The organism is Micromonospora jinlongensis (assembly GCF_013410645.1).
GTDB lineage: Bacteria > Actinomycetota > Actinomycetes > Mycobacteriales > Micromonosporaceae > Micromonospora > Micromonospora zamorensis.
In genome coordinates this window covers 813,194-828,127 of record NZ_JACCHK010000001.1, presented here as the reverse complement: position 1 = coordinate 828,127, position 14,934 = coordinate 813,194, and the positions used below count along the sequence as shown (strand labels likewise).

The window sequence follows — 14,934 nt, the reverse complement described above, 5'->3', positions numbered from 1 at the left end:
GGGCAACCCTGATCCGACATGGGGGTGCACCCGCAGCGGAATATCCGCTCCGGATCAGCCCCTGGGCGGACAGGGCGGGCGTGAGCAGCACCGATGATTGAACAGTCGCGCCGGACCATCGGGGGGCGGCGTGCATTTTCGGACAGACGGAAGAGGTAGATGACGTGACCGCGACGGTAGGCCAGCAGGCGCAGGCCGCGGCCCGGGCGAACGACGTGTGGAAGGTGTACGGCAGCGGCGAGGCTCAGGTCATCGCGCTGCGGGGGGTCAGCGCGGAGTTCGAACGTGGCCGCTTCACCGCGATCATGGGGCCGTCGGGGTCCGGCAAGTCGACGCTGATGCACTGCCTGGCCGGCCTGGACTCGGTGACCCGGGGAACGGTGCAGATCGGTGAGACGACCGTTACCGGGCTGGGTGACGCGGGTCTGACGAAGCTGCGCCGCGACAAGGTCGGGTTCATCTTCCAGCAGTTCAACCTGCTGCCCACCCTGACCGCGAAGGAGAACATCCTGCTGCCGCTGTCGATCGCCGGGCGCAAGCCGGACCCGGCCTGGTACGACACGGTGATCAACACGGTCGGTCTGCGGGACCGGCTGGACCACCGGCCGGCGCAGCTCTCCGGAGGGCAGCAGCAGCGGGTGGCGTGCGCGCGGGCCCTGGTCTCCCGCCCCGAGGTGATCTTCGCCGACGAGCCGACCGGCAACCTGGACTCGCGCTCCGGCGCGGAGGTGCTCGGCTTCCTGCGCAACTCGGTCCGCGAGCACGGCCAGACCATCGTCATGGTCACCCACGACCCGACCGCCGCCGCGTACGCCGACCGGGTGGTCTTCCTCGCCGACGGAGAGATCGTCTCGGAGCTGATCGAGCCGACCGCCGAGACGGTGCTGGACACCATGAAGAAGCTGGACACTCCGGCTGAGGTGGGCAACTGATGTTCCGGGCGACACTGAAGAGTCTGCTGGCCCGCAAGGTCCGGCTGATCCTGTCCGGGCTGGCGGTCGTGCTCGGGGTCATGTTCGTGTCCGGCGCCTTCGTGCTCACCGACACGCTGGGTCGCTCCTTCGACTCGGTCTTCGCCGACGGCTTCTCCGAAATCGACGTGAACGTCGCGGCGAAGCCGAAGGTGCAGGTCAACGAGATGGAGGGCGAGCAGAGCGCCGCTCCCCTGCCGGCCGCCCTGGTGGACCGGGTGAAGCAGGTGCCGGGCGTGGCCTCGGCGACGGGCATCGTGAACGCCGACGGCGCCCGGGTGATCGGCAGCAACGGCAAGGTGGTCAGCTCGTTCGGTCCGCCGCAGCTGGGCGAGAACTGGATCGGCGAGAGCGACCTGATGCAGCTGCGCGAGGGGCGTGCGCCGCAGGCCGAGGACGAGATCGTCATCAACAAGTCGCTGGCCACCACGGCGAAGGTGCAGGTCGGCCAGAAGGTCGGCGTGCTCACCGCGTTCGAGTCGAAGAAACGGGACTTCACCCTGGTCGGCATCGCCGGTTACAGCGGTGACCGGGACTCCATCGGCGGGGTCAACGAGGTCTTCTTCACCACGCCGGTGGCGCAGCGGCTGATGCTGGGTGAGCCGGACACGTTCAGCAGCATCACCGTGAGCGCCGCCGACGGGGTCTCCGACGAGAAGCTGCGCGACGACGTAGCCCGCACCCTGGGCGCGGACTTCGACGTGAAGACCGGCGAGCAGGTGGCCGCGGACGCATCGGCCAGCCTGAAGGAGGGCCTGTCCTTCTTCAACAAGATCCTGCTCGGCTTCGCCGCGGTGGCGCTGCTGGTGGGTACGTTCCTGATCCTCAACACCTTCTCGATCATCGTGGCCCAGCGCACCCGCGAGTTGGCGCTGATGCGCGCCATCGGGGCCAGCGGGCGGCAGATCATCGGGTCGGTGGTGCTGGAGGCCATCGCGGTCGGTCTGATCGCCTCGGTGCTCGGCCTCGCCGCCGGCATCGGGGTGGGCGCGCTGCTGGCGTTCCTGTTCGGCAAGCTGGCCGGTGGCCTGACCCTCGCCGGGATCGGTGTGCCGGCGGCTGCGGTGATCGGGTCGTTCGCCGTGGGGCTGGTCATCACGGTGGTGGCGGCGCTGCTGCCGGCGCTGCGGGCATCACGGATCCCGCCGATCGCGGCGATGCAGGACGTGGCCACGCCGGACCGGCCGTTGACCAAGATCACCGTGACCGGGTCGGTGGTCACCGGCATCGGCGCGGTACTGCTGTTCCTCGGGCTCAGCGGCAACGCCGACGGGCAGACGCTGCCCACCATCCTCGGTGGGGTGCTGTTCGCCTTCATCGGCGTGGCGCTGCTGACCCCGCTGATCAGCCGACCGGTGGTGAGCCTGCTCGGGGCGATCTTCTCCTGGTCGGTGCCGGGCAAGCTGGGCCGGCTCAACTCCGGGCGCAACCCGCGCCGTACGGCGATCACCGCCGCGGCGCTGATGGTCGGCATCGCACTGGTCACCGGCGTCACGGTGATCCTCGACTCGGCCAAGGGCAGCATCAGCGCGCTCGCCCAGGACACCATCAAGGCCGAACTGGTGATCGCCGGCGTGCAGGGTGGCCCGCGTCCGCCGAGCTTCGACCCGGGTGTGCTCGACAAGGCCAAGGCCCTGCCGGGCGTGCAACTGGTCGACGGCGAGTACGGCGACATGGCGAGGGTCGACGGCGAGAGCACCTGGGTCGCGGCGAGCAGCGACATCGCGTCGCTGCGGCAGATCTTCGGCGCGAAGGCCACCGCCGGTGACATCGACCGGCTCGGGCCGACCCAGATGCTGGCCAGCTCGGACACCGCCACGTCCCGTGGCTGGTCGGTGGGCTCGACGGTGAACGTGCAGCTGACCCGCGGTGAGGTCCGCACGTACACGGTCAGCGGCATCTACGAGTCGTCGCAGCTGACCAACCCGGTGACGTTGCCACCGGCGGCGGCGAAGGACTTCGCCATCCCGCAGCCCATCCAGGGCTTCATCCAACTGGCGCCGGGCGCGCGGGTGTCCGACGTGCAGCCGCAGGTGGAGGCGCTCCTCGCGGACAGCCCCGAGGTGTCGGTGGCCGACCGGGACGCGTTCATCGAGCAGCAGACGAGTTCGCTCGACGGCCTGCTCACGATGATCCAGATCCTGTTGGCGCTGGCCATCATCATCGCCGTGCTCGGCATCATCAACACCCTGGCGCTGTCGGTGCTGGAGCGGACCCGCGAGCTGGGTCTGCTGCGGGCGATCGGCCTGCGCCGCGGCCAGACGATGGGCATGATCACGGTGGAGGCGGTGGTGATCTCCGTGTTCGGCGCGTTGCTGGGCGTGGTGGTCGGCACCGGCCTCGGCGCCGCGGTGGTCGAGGCGCTCAAGGACGAGGGCATCACCGACCTGATCCTTCCCTGGGGGCAGATGGGAGTCTTCCTCGGCCTCGCCGCGATCATCGGGGTGGTGGCAGCGGTGCTGCCGGCCATCCGGGCGGCCCGGATCAACGTCCTGGGCGCCATCGCCCACGACTGATCGGCACCATCGATGCCCCCGGTCGCCTGGCGAGCGGGGGCATTGGCCGTTGCGGGCTGACCGATTCGACAGCGGCCGCCAGCGACCGACTGCCAGGCTGGTGGTACCGGCAGGGCGCCGGCCCGCCGGCGACCGCGGCGGTGAGCCGGGGGCCGGTGACATGACCGATCAGGACGCGTACCAGCGGGCACTCGACAACGCCGAGCGGCTCCTCGGTCAACCACTGGTGCTGCCGCTCGGCGAGGGCGAACCGCCGGTAGGGCAGGACTTCCGTCGTCTCGCCACCGTGCAGACCTTCGGCGAGGCATGGCCCCGGGAGGGCCTGGACCTGCGCAGCCGCTGCCTCGTCTCGGTGGCGGTCGCCGCCACCCTCGGCACCCACGAGCCGCTGCGCGGCCAGCTGCGCATCGCGTTGAGCTCGGGAGTGACCAAGGAGGAGATCGTCGAGGTGTTCATCCACCTGGCCGCGTACGCGGGGGCCGCGAGAGCGTTCGACAGTTACCAGGTGGTCGGGGCGGTCTTCGCCGAACGCCCGTGACCCGGGTCGACCCGTCAGCCGGTCGCCGCGGCCCGGTCGGCCAGCAACGCCGCGAGAAACTCCAGGTCCAAGCCGGTCAGGCTCTCCGTCTGGCGTACGCCGACAGCACTCGCGAGCGCCACCTCCGCCGGTACGGCCAGCACCGCCGCGCCGGATGCGAGCGCGCTGGCCACCCCGGTCGCCGAGTCCTCGATCGCCACACAACGCTCGATCGGCACACCCAGCAGCCGCGCCGCGGTCAGGTAGGGCTCCGGGTGCGGCTTGGCCGCCACCACCTCGTCACCGGCGACCACTGTGTCGAAGTTGTCCCGACCCAGGGTGTCCAGGGCGATCTCGACCAGCGCCCGAGGGCTGGAGGTGACCAGCGCGGTGGGGATCCCCGCCGCGCGGACCGCGCGCAGCAGCTCGAACGCGCCGGGCCGCCAGGGCAGGCCGGTGCGGAACAGCTCCAGGATCCGCGCGTTGATCCACGCCGCGCTGATCTCCGGATCCCGTTCGGGCTGCCCCAGGTCGTCGTGCAGAATGCGCATCGACTCGGCCATGGCGGTGCCGACGATCGACCGGCGGGCGTCCTCGGACAGCTCCCCGCCGTACTCCTGGGCGAGTTCCTGCAGCGCGACGTCCCACAGCTTCTCGCTGTCGACCAGCGTGCCGTCCATGTCGAAGAGCACGGCGGCGGGGTGATGGCTGCTCAGCGGATCCTCCAGGGTCGTGGCCGACATCGGCGATCCTGCCAGGCCGAGCCACCGCCGATGACCGCGACGGGCGCCGACGTGATCCGGGCAACCCGTTCAGCCCAGGTCGCAGGCCTCCAGTGAACGCTCGTAACCGCGGAAGAACGAGTCGGTGCGCTGCTCGGCGGTGCCGTGCGAGCCCTCCGCGAACCACGGTTGGTCGGGGTCGTCGCCGACCGCCGCCACCCCCTCGCGGAACTCGTCCAGGTCGCCTTCGGCCAGAGTCAGCGCGCCGGCCCGCACCGAGTCACCGAGGTACGCCCCGGCCATGCAGTCGGCCTGCAGCTCCTGCTGGATGGTGAAGCTGTAGTTGATGCCGAGGCGCACCTGGATGCCGTGCGCGTACTCGTGGCCGAGCAGGTAGAACACGAACGCGTCACCGACCTGACGGAACGCCGCCACCGACCAGGCGACGTCGTACGCGATGAAGTCGCCCTGCGAGCAGTAGACGGCGTTGTTGCGGGGCAACGGCTGACCGCCGCAGGACACCTCTCCCGACCGCTGGTAGGGGGTGATCCGCCGGATGGGCTGGAACCGCTGCCCGGACTCCTTGAACTGGGCTGCCCAGTAGCGTTCGGCGATCTCCTGCGCGTCGGCGACGTCCTGCTCGAACTCGGCGACGCTGGTGGTGCTGTCGGCCCGGGTGGTGCTCGGCCCCGGGGAGGCCTGCGACCGGCCCGGGGCGGGACGCTCGCCCTCCGGCTCGGCCAGCCCGCCGCCCGCGCAGGCGAGCGACACCAGCGCGGCGATCAGCAGGGCGGCCACCGGGCCTCGGGCATCGCGCCTCGACCGTGTGCCCACTGTGCCTCCCCAGACATCGGTGCTCGCGGTGGTAGTACCCCAACGATGCGACCGGAACGCCCAGCCACCGGTTTCACGCCGCCAGGACCGGTCCTCGGTGATCATGAGGTTAGCGTCACTCGGCTCGGCGTGTCGTGACGATAACTTCATGATCAACAGTTCTGGTGGGGGTGGGGTGTCCGGGGTGGGGGGTCGGGTTCGACGTTTCTGGTGAGGCGGTGCCGCGGCGGCACCGCGGAACAGGAGGGAGCACCCGTGAAGTACATGATTCTGCTCTACGGATCGCAGCAGGACTACGACGTGTTGTCGGGGCGGGCTTCCGACCGGCCGGCGATGTCGGCCGAGCAGATCGCGGCGATGCACCAGCACATGGAGACGTTCCACCAGGCGCTGGCCGAGTCCGGGGAGCTGGTCGACGCCCAGGGCTTGAGCGAGCCGGTGCACGCGCGCCGGGTGCAGGTACGCGAGGGCGCACCCGTGGTCACCGACGGGCCGTACCCGGAGACGCAGGAGGTCCTGGCGGGTTACACGATCGTGGAGTGCGCCAGCTTCGACCGGGCCACCGAGATCGCCGCCGGTCTGGTCGACCCCAACGCCCCCGGCGGGTACGTGGACGTGCGGCCGGTGCTGGAGGGCATCGAGGACCTGGCCGACTGACCGATGCCGGAGACACCCGTCGAGGACCTGCTGCGCGAGCTGGCGCCGCAGGTCCTCGGCGCGCTGGTACGTCGCTACGGGCACTTCGACACCGCCGAGGACGCGGTGCAGGAGGCGCTGATCGCGGCGGCGGGCGGTTGGCCGCGCGACGGCGTACCGGACAACCCCCGCGGCTGGCTGATCACCGTCGCGTCCCGCCGGCTGACCGACCTGCTGCGCCGGGAGCAGGCCCGGAGGCGGCGGGAGGACACGGTGGCGCGGTGGGTGCTGCCGGAGCACTGGCGCGCTCCGGCGGCTGACCAACCGACGGCCGACGCGGACGACACACTCATCCTGCTCTTCCTGTGCTGCCACCCGGCGCTGTCGCCGGCGTCGCAGATCGCGCTCACACTGCGTGCGGTGGGCGGGCTGAGCACCGCCGAGGTGGCGCGTGCGTTCCTGGTGCCGGAGGCGACGATGACCCGGCGGATCAGCCGGGGAAAGCAACGGATCCGCGACACTGGACTGCGGTTCGCGCCGCCGACAGACCCGGAGCGCGCGGACCGGCTCGCCGCCGTGCTGCACGTGCTCTACCTGATCTTCACCGAGGGTTACGCGCGCACGGCCGGCCCCGGGTTGCTGCGCGCCGACCTGACCGCCGAGGCGATCCGACTGACCCGCCTGGTGCACCGACTGCTGCCCGACGATCCCGAGGTCACCGGGCTGCTCGCGTTGATGCTGCTCACCGACGCCCGCGCGCCGGCCCGGCTCGGGCCGCACGGCGAGTTGGTGCCGATGGCCGAGCAGGACCGGCGCCGGTGGCGGGCCGACCAGATCGCCGAGGGGGTCGAGCTGATCACCGGGGCACTGCCGCGCGGGGTCGTCGGGCCGTACCAGCTCCAGGCGGCCATCGCGGCCGTGCACGACGAGGCACCCGGTGCGGCGGAGACCGACTGGCCGCAGATCACCGCCCTGTACGAGGTGCTGCTCGGCATGTCCGACAACCCGGTGGTGGCGCTCAACCACGCGGTGGCGGTGGCGATGAGCCGCGGTCCGTCGGCCGGTCTGGCGCTGCTCGCCGACCTGGCCGACGACCCGCGCCTGGCCGACGACCCTCGGCTGCCGGCCGCCCGCGCCCACCTGTGGGAGCTGGTGGGTGAGCGGGTCGCCGCGCGGGAGGCGTACCGGATGGCGGCGTCCCGGTCGACGAACCTGGCGCAGCAGCGCTACCTGAACGCCCGCGCGGACCGCCTCGCGGGCGGCGGCGTGTGACGGTCAGGGGCTCGCGGCCAGGAAGACGAAGGCGGCCATCAACACCAGGTGTACGCCACCCTGCAGCACGTTTGCCCGGCCCGGCACGACGGTCAGCACCGCGGTCACGGCGGTCAGCGCGAGCAGCGCGAGCTGGGTGCCGCCGAGGCCGAGCAGCAGCGGGCCGTCCAGCCAGATCGAGGCGATCGCGATGGCCGGGATGGTCAGGCCGATGCTGGCCATCGCGGAGCCGAGCGCGAGGTTCAGGCTGGTCTGGACGCGGTCGCGGCGGGCGGCGCGGGCGGCGGCCAGGGTTTCCGGCAGCAGCACCAGCAGGGCGATGATCACGCCGACGAACGCGTGCGGCAGGTTCGCCGCCGCGACCCCAGCCTCGATGGTCGGGGAGACCGTCTTGGCGTCGCCGACCACCGCGACCAGCGCCACCAGCAGCAGGATCAGGCTGACCATCGCCGCGCGGGTCGTGGGCGGCTTGGCGTGCTCCTCCGTCTCGATGACCTTGCCCCGGCTGTCGACCGGCAGGAAGTAGTCGCGGTGCCGGCCGGTCTGCACGAGCACGAACAGCCCGTACAGGGCCAGCGACGCGACGGCGGCGAAGACGAGTTGGGCCGGGCTGAACTCCGGGCCGGGGCGGGCCGTGGTGAAGCTGGGGATGACCAGGCTCAGGGTGGCCAGGGTGATCACGGTGGCCAGCGCGCCGCCGGTGCCCTCCGGGTTGAACACGGCCACTCGGCGGCGCAGCGCCCCGAGCAGCAGGGACAGGCCGAGTATCCCGTTACAGGTGATCATGACGGCGGCGAAGACGGTGTCGCGGGCGAGCGACTGGGTCTTCTCCGGCCCGCTGATCATGAGCGTGACGATCAGGGCCACCTCGATCACGGTGACCGCGACGGCGAGCACCAGGGATCCGTACGGCTCCCCCACCCGGTGGGCGACCACCTCCGCGTGGTGCACGGCCGCGAGCACCGCGCCGCCCAGCAGCACCGCGACAACCACGATGACGGGCCCAGGCAGGCTCCGCCCCCAGGTGACCATCAATATCAGGACGGCGAGCACGGGTACGACAAACGTCCAGTCGGTCAGGCGGGAGCGAAGGAGGGCGGCCATGCCTTACAGAGTGCCAGGTCAAGTGATCATGTGCCCACATCGACGCCGTGAGATGCGGCCGTCCGTGGCCTTCACCACGCTAACCCGTAACCGATAGGTTACGCTTTCCGGGTGAACGAGGTGGCCACCGCGATCGCGGACCCGGTACGACGGCACATCCTGACCCTGCTGCGCGACGAGCCGTTGTCCGCGGGCGACATCGCCCAGCGATTCGTGATCAGTCGACCGGCGATCAGCCGCCACCTGCGGCTGCTGCGCGAGAGCGGTCTGGTGCACGACGAGATGGTCGGCCGACAGCGGATCTACCGATTCGATCCGCGCCCGCTCGCCCCGCTGGTCGACTGGCTCGCCGCGCTCGCGGCCACCGACCGGTGGGAGCGGCACCTCGACGCGTTGGAGACCGAGGTCTATCGCACCCGCCGAGAGCGCCGCGGCCGCGGCCCGGCGGAGCACCGAAGGGAGCACACGGCATGACCCGTACACCCGCCGGACGCCTGTTTCGCACCGCCACCGGCCACGATCTCGTCCTGACCCGGACGTTCCGCGCCCCGGCGACGGACGTCTGGGCCAGCCTGACCGAGTCGGAGCGCACGGCCCGCTGGTTCGGCCCCTGGAAGGGCGACGCCGCGCCCGGACGGACCATCCAGGTCCAGATGGCGTACGAGGAGCAGCAGCCCTGGTGTGACGTGCGCATCGACGCGTGCGAGCCAGAGCGACGCCTCGCCGTGTCGATGATCGACAGCTACGGGACCTGGCTGCTGGAGATGGCGCTGACCGAGACCGACGGCACCACCGAGCTGCGGTTCGTCCAGCACCTCACCAGCGTGGAGGGCATCGCCGAGGTCGGCGCCGGCTGGGAGTACTACCTGGACATGCTGTTCGCCTCCCGGGACGGCTCACCCCTCCCCCGGTTCGACGACTACCACCCCGCGATGCAGCCCTACTACCAGGCGCTGGCCGCCGAGGCGTCCTAGCCGTCGATCTCCTGGCGCAGCTTGCCGAACTCGGCGGTCAACGCCGGCAGCGGGAAGTGCGCGTTCAGGCCACTGGGGTTGGGCAGCACCCAGAGCCGGGCCGGGCCCAGCCGGTCCGGCTGCGGACCCAGCGCGGCCCGGGGCCGGACGAAGGCGATCCGGTACGCGGTCACGCCGAGAATGGCCACCCACCGGGGCCGGTACCGCTGCGCCTTCACCGCCAGCCCCGTCACGCCGGCCACCAGCTCCGCCGACGTCAGTTCGTCGGCGCGGGCGGTGGCCCGGTTGCTCAGGCTGGTGATGCCCAGACCGTGGCGCAGCAACTCGTCGTGTTCCCACGGGCGCAGCTCCCGGTCGGTGAAGCCGCCGCCGTGCAGGGCCGGCCAGAATCGGCTGCCCTTGCGGGCGAAGGGCAACCCGACCGCGGCCGAGTAGAGGCCCGGGTTGAAGCCACAGAACAGCACCCGCAGGCCGGGGCCGATCACGTCCGCCAGGCCCCGGCCGGCCGCCGCCGCCACCTCCTGCGGGGTCGGCCGCCGAAACGGCCCCGCCTGCTCCGCGCCCATCTGACCGATCCTGCCGTACGCCGGGGTGTCGGACCCGGCGCACGCCGACGATCACGCCTTGACACCCTCAACGCATGCAGTCAACCGACCACCTCGCCGCCAGCCGCTACGCCCGGATGCGCTGGAACACTCCGCTGTCGCAGGAGCACGCGGCGTTGCTGCTGCAACGACTCGACGTCCGCCCCGGCGCGCGCGTGCTCGACCTCGGCTGCGGCTGGGGTGAGCTGCTGCTGCGGGCGGTCGCCGCCGGAGGCGTGTCCGGCCCGGTCGCGACGAGGGGCGTCGGCGTCGACACCGACGACGCTGCCCTCGCCCGGGGGCGGCGGCTGGCCGCGGGGCGGTCCCTGAACCGACACGTCGCCTTCGTGATGGGGGAAGCGGCCGCCTGGCAGGAGCCCGCCGACCGGGTCCTCTGCATCGGCTCGGCGCACGCCTTCGGTGGCACCGACGCCGCCCTCGACGCCCTCGCCAGGGTGGTCCGGCCCGGCGGCAGGCTGCTGTTCGGCGACGCGTACTGGGAGCGTCCCCCCACGCCGACTATCGAGCAGACCTTCGGAGCGGAGGTCACGGATCTGCCGGGGCTCGTCGAGGCCGCCCGTGGGCGGGGTTGGCGGGTGCTGCACCTGAGCACCGCCGACCAACGGGAGTGGGACGACTTCGAATCCACCTGGCTGGCGGGCCGCCAGGAGTGGCTGCTCAGCTACCCGGAGGACCCCCGGGCGGCCGACGTCCGCGCGGAACTCGACGACCGCCTGCGCGAGTACGTCGACGGCTATCGCGGCGTTCTCGGACTCGCCTACCTCGTCCTCGGTCGCTGACCGGTCACCTTGCCACCGCTGGCTACGCTGCGCGTGGTGAGCGCCGGACCTCGTCTCGCCCTGCCCTGGCGGGTCCTCGTCGTGTCCGTCGGCGCCGTGCTGGTGTGGCTGCTTATCGGGGCTCTTCTCGATCGTGACTACGACCGCCCGACCCATGTGGCCAGGGCCATCCTCACGACGGTGCTCGTCGTCCCCCTGGTGGTGGCCGCCCGTCGCCTGCTCGACCGTCGCCCCTGGACCGGCCTCGGGCTGCCCTCACTGCGCACCGGCTGGCGGCGACTGCTGCTCGGCGTGGCCTGCTGGCTCATCCCCGCCGCCGTCGGGTTCGCGCTCTGCCTCGGCTTCGGTTGGGTGGAGATCCGCCCGCGCACCTCCGCGACACACGCCCTGGGCGTGGCGGCGCTGCTGGTCGTCCTCGTCTTCCTGTACGAGGCGCTACCGGAGGAGCTCGTCTTCCGCGGCTACCTCCAGCGCAACCTCGCCACCCGGTTGCCGGCCTGGCAGGCCGTCCTCGGACAGTCCGTGTTGTTCACCCTGTTCGGGTTCCTCGTCGGCGCCGCCACCTCCCTCGACAGACTGCTGCTGTTCTTCGTCTTCGCTCTGCTCCTGGGTGGCTTCCGGGTCGCCACCGGCGACATCTGGGCGGGCATCGGCTTCCACGTGGCCTTCCAGACCGTCGCCCAACTGTTCGGCGACGTGGGCGCCGTCTTCGACGTGACCGGATCGGACGTCCTGGGACTCGTCGCCATGGGTGCCCTACCGTTCGCGTTCGGCTGGACAGCCGTGCAACGGCTGCACCGCGACCACCTGAGCTGGCAGGCACGTGAACCGGAGCCGACCGGTTGACGGGCGCACGAGCGGTTATGGCGTTCGCACCACGTCACCGGCGTCGGCTCGCCCGGGTGGGTGAACGGGCGGCGCCTGCGGAGCCCGTACGCGCTGACGGGGCCATCCGGCCGGGTGCCGTGTCGGCGGGTGGGTGTGCTGGTCGCCGGTGCGGGGCCTGGGCAGCACGAGGCAGACGATGGCGAGCAGCACGGCCGCGACGATGCCGTCGAGCCAGTAGTGGTTGCCCGTTGTCACGACAACCAGCAGGGTGACGAGCGGGTGCGCCAGCCACAGCCACCGCACGCGCCCGCCGGTCACCGTGATGAGCGCGACGGCGACGGCGAGAGCCCAGCCGACGTGCAGGGAGGGCATGGCGGCGTACTGGTTGCTCAACGCGTCCGTGTCGGGTGGGCCGTAGACGGCGGGCCCGTAACGGCTGCCCGTGTCCACCATGCCGGTCAGGGCGGTCAGTCGCGGCGGTGCCAGCGGGACCAGGAAGTGCAGCGCCAGTGCCGCCGCGGTGAGCCCGGCGAGCATGCGACGCGTCCAGAGATAACGCACGGGGTGTCGTACGTACAGCCAGATCAGACAAAGGGCCGTGGCGGGGAAGTGCACGTACGCGTAGTAGCCGTTGGCCAGGTGCACCAACAGCTCGTGGGAGAGCACCGGACGTTGGAAGGCGGCCTCGTTGGGCAGGTGGAACAGGCGCTCCACCCGCCAGATCCACTCCCCGTTTCCCACAGCGGTCGGCCCCCGGTCGGCCCCCGCCACCCGAGCCGCCTTGTAGATGAGAAACAGTGCGGCGACGAGCCCCAGCTCACGTAGAGCCCGGCGCAGTGCGGCGGCTCGCCGGGCGGGTGCCGCCGGCCGCGCCGCTGGCAGCTCCGCGGTTTCCACAGACCCCTCGATTCGGTGACGTTCGCTCGTACCGGCCCTAGGGCCTGTTTCACAAGGACTGGCCGGCCTGTGGCAGGCCCTGGCTGGACAGACCGGGGCCGCCGCCGTCTTCGGACGGCGGCGGCCCCGGGTCGGACGGCCCGACGTCAGCGTCGGGGGGTCGGTCCGTCCTGCGTGGTGTCGGCGCGCACCTGGTCGAAGGCGGGAGCGCCGTCGATCGCGTCGGCGGCGACGGCCGTCGACGTGGCGGCGTCCGGCAGGTCGAGGCTGGTCCGCAGGGTGATCGGCTTGAGCAGGAGCGCGGCGATGATGCCGACGACCCCGATGGCGGCGGAGATGAGGAAGATGTGTCCGGTGGCGTCGCCGTACGCGGCCCGGACGATCTCCTGGATCTGCTCCGGCAGCGCGGTGATGTTGAGGTTGCTGCTGCCACCCGCGCTGCCGGAGGTGGGGATCCCGGCGGCGGCGAGGTCGTGGGTGATCTGGTCGCTGACCCGACGGGCGAGGACGGCGCCCAGAACGGAGACGCCGATGGTGCCGCCGAGCGACCGGAAGAACGCGACGCTGGAACTGGCCGCGCCGATGTCCTTGAGCGAGACCGTGTTCTGAACGGCGAGAACGAGGTTCTGCATGGTCATGCCGACGCCGACCCCGACGATGAACATGGCGGCGCCGACCAGGACGAGCGAGGTCTCGTGGTCGATGGTGCCGAGCAGGGCGAACCCGGCGACGAGGAGGATCGAGCCGGCGACGATGTACGGCTTGATCTTTCCGCTCTTGGTGATCAGCCGACCGGCGACGATCGAGGAGCCGAGAACGCCGGCCATCATCGGGATGGTGAGCAGGCCTGCCTCGGTCGGGCTGTAGCCACGGCCAATCTGGAAGTACTGGCCGAGGAAGACAGCACCGCCGAACATGGCCATGCCGACCGCGAGGCTGCCGAGGATAGCCAGCGCGGTGGTGTGCTGCCGCACGATGCCGAGCGGGACGACCGGCTCGGCAGCACGCGATTCGACCCAGACCGCCAGGGCGAGCAGGACGAGCGTGCCGCCCACCATGGCCGCGGTCTGCCAGGAGGCCCAGGCGAACGAGCTGTCGACGAAGGAGATCCAGATCAGCAGCAGACTGACGCCAGCGGCGATGAGACTGGCACCCAGGTAGTCGATCTTGACGTTCTCGCGCCGGACGGTCGGCAGGTGCAGGGTGGCCTGGAGCAGGATCAGCGCGATGGCTGCTACCGGCACGCCGACGAAGAAGCACCAGCGCCAGCCGAGCCAGGACGTGTCGACGATGAGGCCGCCGAGCAGCGGGCCGCCGACCGTCGCGACGGCCATGACGCCACCGAGGTAACCGTTGTAGCGGCCCCGCTCGCGCGGCGGGATCATGGCCGCGATCGCCACCTGGACGAGGGCCTGCAGGCCGCCGACCCCGATGCCCTGGAAGGCGCGGGCGGCGATGAGCTGGCCGGCGCTCTGCGAGAAGCCCGCGATGACCGAGCCCACCAGGAAGACCACGATGGCGACCTGGATGAGGGTCTTCTTGTTGAACAGGTCGGCCAGTTTGCCCCAGATCGGGGTGGTTGCCGTCGCGGTGAGCAGGGTCGCGGTGACCACCCAGGTGTACTGGGTCTGCGAGCCGTTCAGTGATCCGATGATCTTCGGTAGCGCGGTCGAGACGACCGTGCTGCTCAACATCGCGACGAAGAGCACCAGCAGCAGGCCACTGAGCGCTTCCAGTGTCCGCCGATGGGTCATCGGCTCAGCGCCGGCCGTGATGGTGGGTGCGCTCATCGCGCGGCCTCCAGGTTGTCGTTGTCGTTGTTTCCGAGGGCGACCTCGATGTCGCCGGTGAACCGGCCCAGGGCGGCACTGAGCGCCGCCACCTCGTCGGGAGTCCAGTCGGCGAGCGCTCGTGCGAGCACCTCGCCGTACCAGCGGTGGCTGTCGGCCAGGGCGGCACGGCCGGCCGGGGTGACCGCCAGGAAGGTCGCCCGCTTGTCGCTCGGGTCCGGCCGCCGCTCCACCAGGCCGTGCGCGACGAGCGCTGCGACCGAGCGGCTGACGGTCGACGCGTCCAGCCGAGTGCGGTCGGCCAGGTCGCGTGCGTGGCAGTCGCTGGAGAGCAGATCGATCTGCACGAGCATGCCGAGCATGCCCGCCGGGATCGCCGGCCGCTCGTCAGCCCGGCGCTGCTTCAGCAGTCGAACGCTTCTGACCAGGTCGTACAGGCGAAGGCCGAGTTCACGAGCGCCGCTTTCCACGTCTGCTCCCACACGAGAG

The 14,934-nt window shown here is 71.4% G+C and carries 16 protein-coding genes; 9 read left to right on the top strand and 7 right to left on the bottom strand.

What is annotated here, in order from left to right:
- Positions 1 to 164 precede the first annotated feature (164 nt).
- The 3 genes from HNR22_RS03230 (at position 165) to HNR22_RS03220 (ending at position 4,025) form a co-directional block, all read left to right on the top strand.
- On the top strand, positions 165 to 932 hold the full coding sequence (locus HNR22_RS03230; RefSeq protein WP_088948102.1) for an ABC transporter ATP-binding protein: 768 nt from the start codon (positions 165 to 167) through the stop codon (positions 930 to 932).
- Positions 932 to 3,487, top strand: a complete 2,556-nt coding sequence (locus HNR22_RS03225) for an ABC transporter permease (protein WP_179779005.1) — start codon at positions 932 to 934, stop codon at positions 3,485 to 3,487. The genes HNR22_RS03230 and HNR22_RS03225 overlap by 1 nt, the downstream gene beginning before the upstream one ends.
- Positions 3,488 to 3,647: 160 nt before the next feature.
- Positions 3,648 to 4,025 (top strand): carboxymuconolactone decarboxylase family protein, encoded by a 378-nt coding sequence (locus HNR22_RS03220; protein ID WP_179779004.1) that lies wholly within the window; start codon positions 3,648 to 3,650, stop codon positions 4,023 to 4,025.
- A gap of 14 nt (positions 4,026 to 4,039) precedes the next feature.
- Here the strand turns inward: HNR22_RS03220 and HNR22_RS03215 are convergent, their stop codons facing one another.
- A complete protein-coding gene (locus HNR22_RS03215; protein WP_179783376.1) occupies positions 4,040 to 4,696 on the bottom strand; it encodes an HAD-IA family hydrolase in 657 nt (218 codons plus the stop codon).
- Positions 4,697 to 4,816: 120 nt separating this feature from the next.
- On the bottom strand, positions 4,817 to 5,560 hold the full coding sequence (locus HNR22_RS03210; protein ID WP_179779003.1) for a neutral zinc metallopeptidase: 744 nt from the start codon (positions 5,558 to 5,560) through the stop codon (positions 4,817 to 4,819).
- Between the two features lie 264 nt (positions 5,561 to 5,824).
- Here HNR22_RS03210 and HNR22_RS03205 point away from each other — a divergent pair, with 264 nt between their 5' ends.
- Together HNR22_RS03205 and HNR22_RS03200 are read left to right on the top strand one after the other, a co-directional pair.
- Positions 5,825 to 6,217, top strand: coding sequence for a YciI family protein (locus HNR22_RS03205; protein ID WP_218907034.1), 393 nt, complete (start codon positions 5,825 to 5,827; stop codon positions 6,215 to 6,217).
- Positions 6,218 to 6,220: 3 nt separating this feature from the next.
- A complete protein-coding gene (locus tag HNR22_RS03200) occupies positions 6,221 to 7,468 on the top strand; it encodes an RNA polymerase sigma factor (protein WP_179779001.1) in 1,248 nt (415 codons plus the stop codon).
- A 3-nt stretch (positions 7,469 to 7,471) separates the two neighbouring features.
- Here the strand turns inward: HNR22_RS03200 and HNR22_RS03195 are convergent, their stop codons facing one another.
- Positions 7,472 to 8,572: a calcium:cation antiporter gene (locus HNR22_RS03195; protein ID WP_179779000.1), complete on the bottom strand. Its 1,101-nt coding sequence runs from the start codon at positions 8,570 to 8,572 to the stop codon at positions 7,472 to 7,474.
- Positions 8,573 to 8,683: 111 nt separating this feature from the next.
- On the opposite strand from HNR22_RS03195, the gene HNR22_RS03190 reads away from it, so the two are divergent.
- Both HNR22_RS03190 and HNR22_RS03185 read left to right on the top strand, forming a co-directional pair.
- Positions 8,684 to 9,046 (top strand): metalloregulator ArsR/SmtB family transcription factor, encoded by a 363-nt coding sequence (locus tag HNR22_RS03190; RefSeq protein ID WP_179778999.1) that lies wholly within the window; start codon positions 8,684 to 8,686, stop codon positions 9,044 to 9,046.
- Complete coding sequence (locus HNR22_RS03185; protein WP_179778998.1) at positions 9,043 to 9,546, top strand: SRPBCC family protein; 504 nt, start codon at positions 9,043 to 9,045, stop codon at positions 9,544 to 9,546. Before HNR22_RS03190 ends, HNR22_RS03185 begins: the two co-directional genes overlap by 4 nt.
- Here HNR22_RS03185 and mug read toward each other — a convergent pair.
- Positions 9,543 to 10,112, bottom strand: coding sequence for a G/U mismatch-specific DNA glycosylase (mug, locus tag HNR22_RS03180; RefSeq protein WP_179778997.1), 570 nt, complete (start codon positions 10,110 to 10,112; stop codon positions 9,543 to 9,545). The two genes, HNR22_RS03185 and mug, sit on opposite strands and share 4 nt — an antisense overlap.
- A 74-nt stretch (positions 10,113 to 10,186) precedes the next feature.
- On the opposite strand from mug, the gene HNR22_RS03175 reads away from it, so the two are divergent.
- Positions 10,187 to 10,930, top strand: a complete 744-nt coding sequence (locus HNR22_RS03175; RefSeq protein ID WP_179778996.1) for an SAM-dependent methyltransferase — start codon at positions 10,187 to 10,189, stop codon at positions 10,928 to 10,930.
- 36 nt (positions 10,931 to 10,966) lie between these two features.
- Positions 10,967 to 11,776, top strand: coding sequence for a CPBP family glutamic-type intramembrane protease (locus tag HNR22_RS03170; protein ID WP_179778995.1), 810 nt, complete (start codon positions 10,967 to 10,969; stop codon positions 11,774 to 11,776).
- A gap of 15 nt (positions 11,777 to 11,791) precedes the next feature.
- Here HNR22_RS03170 and HNR22_RS03165 read toward each other — a convergent pair whose 3' ends face one another.
- From HNR22_RS03165 to HNR22_RS03155, 3 genes are all read right to left on the bottom strand, one after another.
- Positions 11,792 to 12,655 (bottom strand): phosphatase PAP2 family protein, encoded by an 864-nt coding sequence (locus HNR22_RS03165; protein ID WP_179778994.1) that lies wholly within the window; start codon positions 12,653 to 12,655, stop codon positions 11,792 to 11,794.
- A gap of 146 nt (positions 12,656 to 12,801) precedes the next feature.
- Positions 12,802 to 14,445 carry an MDR family MFS transporter gene (locus HNR22_RS03160; protein WP_179778993.1) on the bottom strand — a complete coding sequence of 548 codons (1,644 nt, stop codon included), beginning with the start codon at positions 14,443 to 14,445 and terminating at the stop codon, positions 12,802 to 12,804.
- Positions 14,442 to 14,915, bottom strand: a complete 474-nt coding sequence (locus HNR22_RS03155) for a MarR family transcriptional regulator (protein ID WP_218906149.1) — start codon at positions 14,913 to 14,915, stop codon at positions 14,442 to 14,444. The genes HNR22_RS03160 and HNR22_RS03155 overlap by 4 nt, the downstream gene beginning before the upstream one ends.
- Between the last annotated feature and the right edge of the window lie 19 nt (positions 14,916 to 14,934).

Coding starts and splice junctions, on each gene's coding strand:
- HNR22_RS03225 (WP_179779005.1), top strand. CDS start 932: ATGTTCCGGGCGACACTGAAGAGTCTGCTGGCCCGCAAGGTCCGGCTG.
- HNR22_RS03220 (WP_179779004.1), top strand. CDS start 3,648: ATGACCGATCAGGACGCGTACCAGCGGGCACTCGACAACGCCGAGCGG.
- HNR22_RS03205 (WP_218907034.1), top strand. CDS start 5,825: ATGATTCTGCTCTACGGATCGCAGCAGGACTACGACGTGTTGTCGGGG.
- HNR22_RS03200 (WP_179779001.1), top strand. CDS start 6,221: ATGCCGGAGACACCCGTCGAGGACCTGCTGCGCGAGCTGGCGCCGCAG.
- HNR22_RS03195 (WP_179779000.1), bottom strand. CDS start 8,572: ATGGCCGCCCTCCTTCGCTCCCGCCTGACCGACTGGACGTTTGTCGTA.
- HNR22_RS03185 (WP_179778998.1), top strand. CDS start 9,043: ATGACCCGTACACCCGCCGGACGCCTGTTTCGCACCGCCACCGGCCAC.
- mug (WP_179778997.1), bottom strand. CDS start 10,112: ATGGGCGCGGAGCAGGCGGGGCCGTTTCGGCGGCCGACCCCGCAGGAG.
- HNR22_RS03175 (WP_179778996.1), top strand. CDS start 10,187: ATGCAGTCAACCGACCACCTCGCCGCCAGCCGCTACGCCCGGATGCGC.
- HNR22_RS03160 (WP_179778993.1), bottom strand. CDS start 14,445: ATGAGCGCACCCACCATCACGGCCGGCGCTGAGCCGATGACCCATCGG.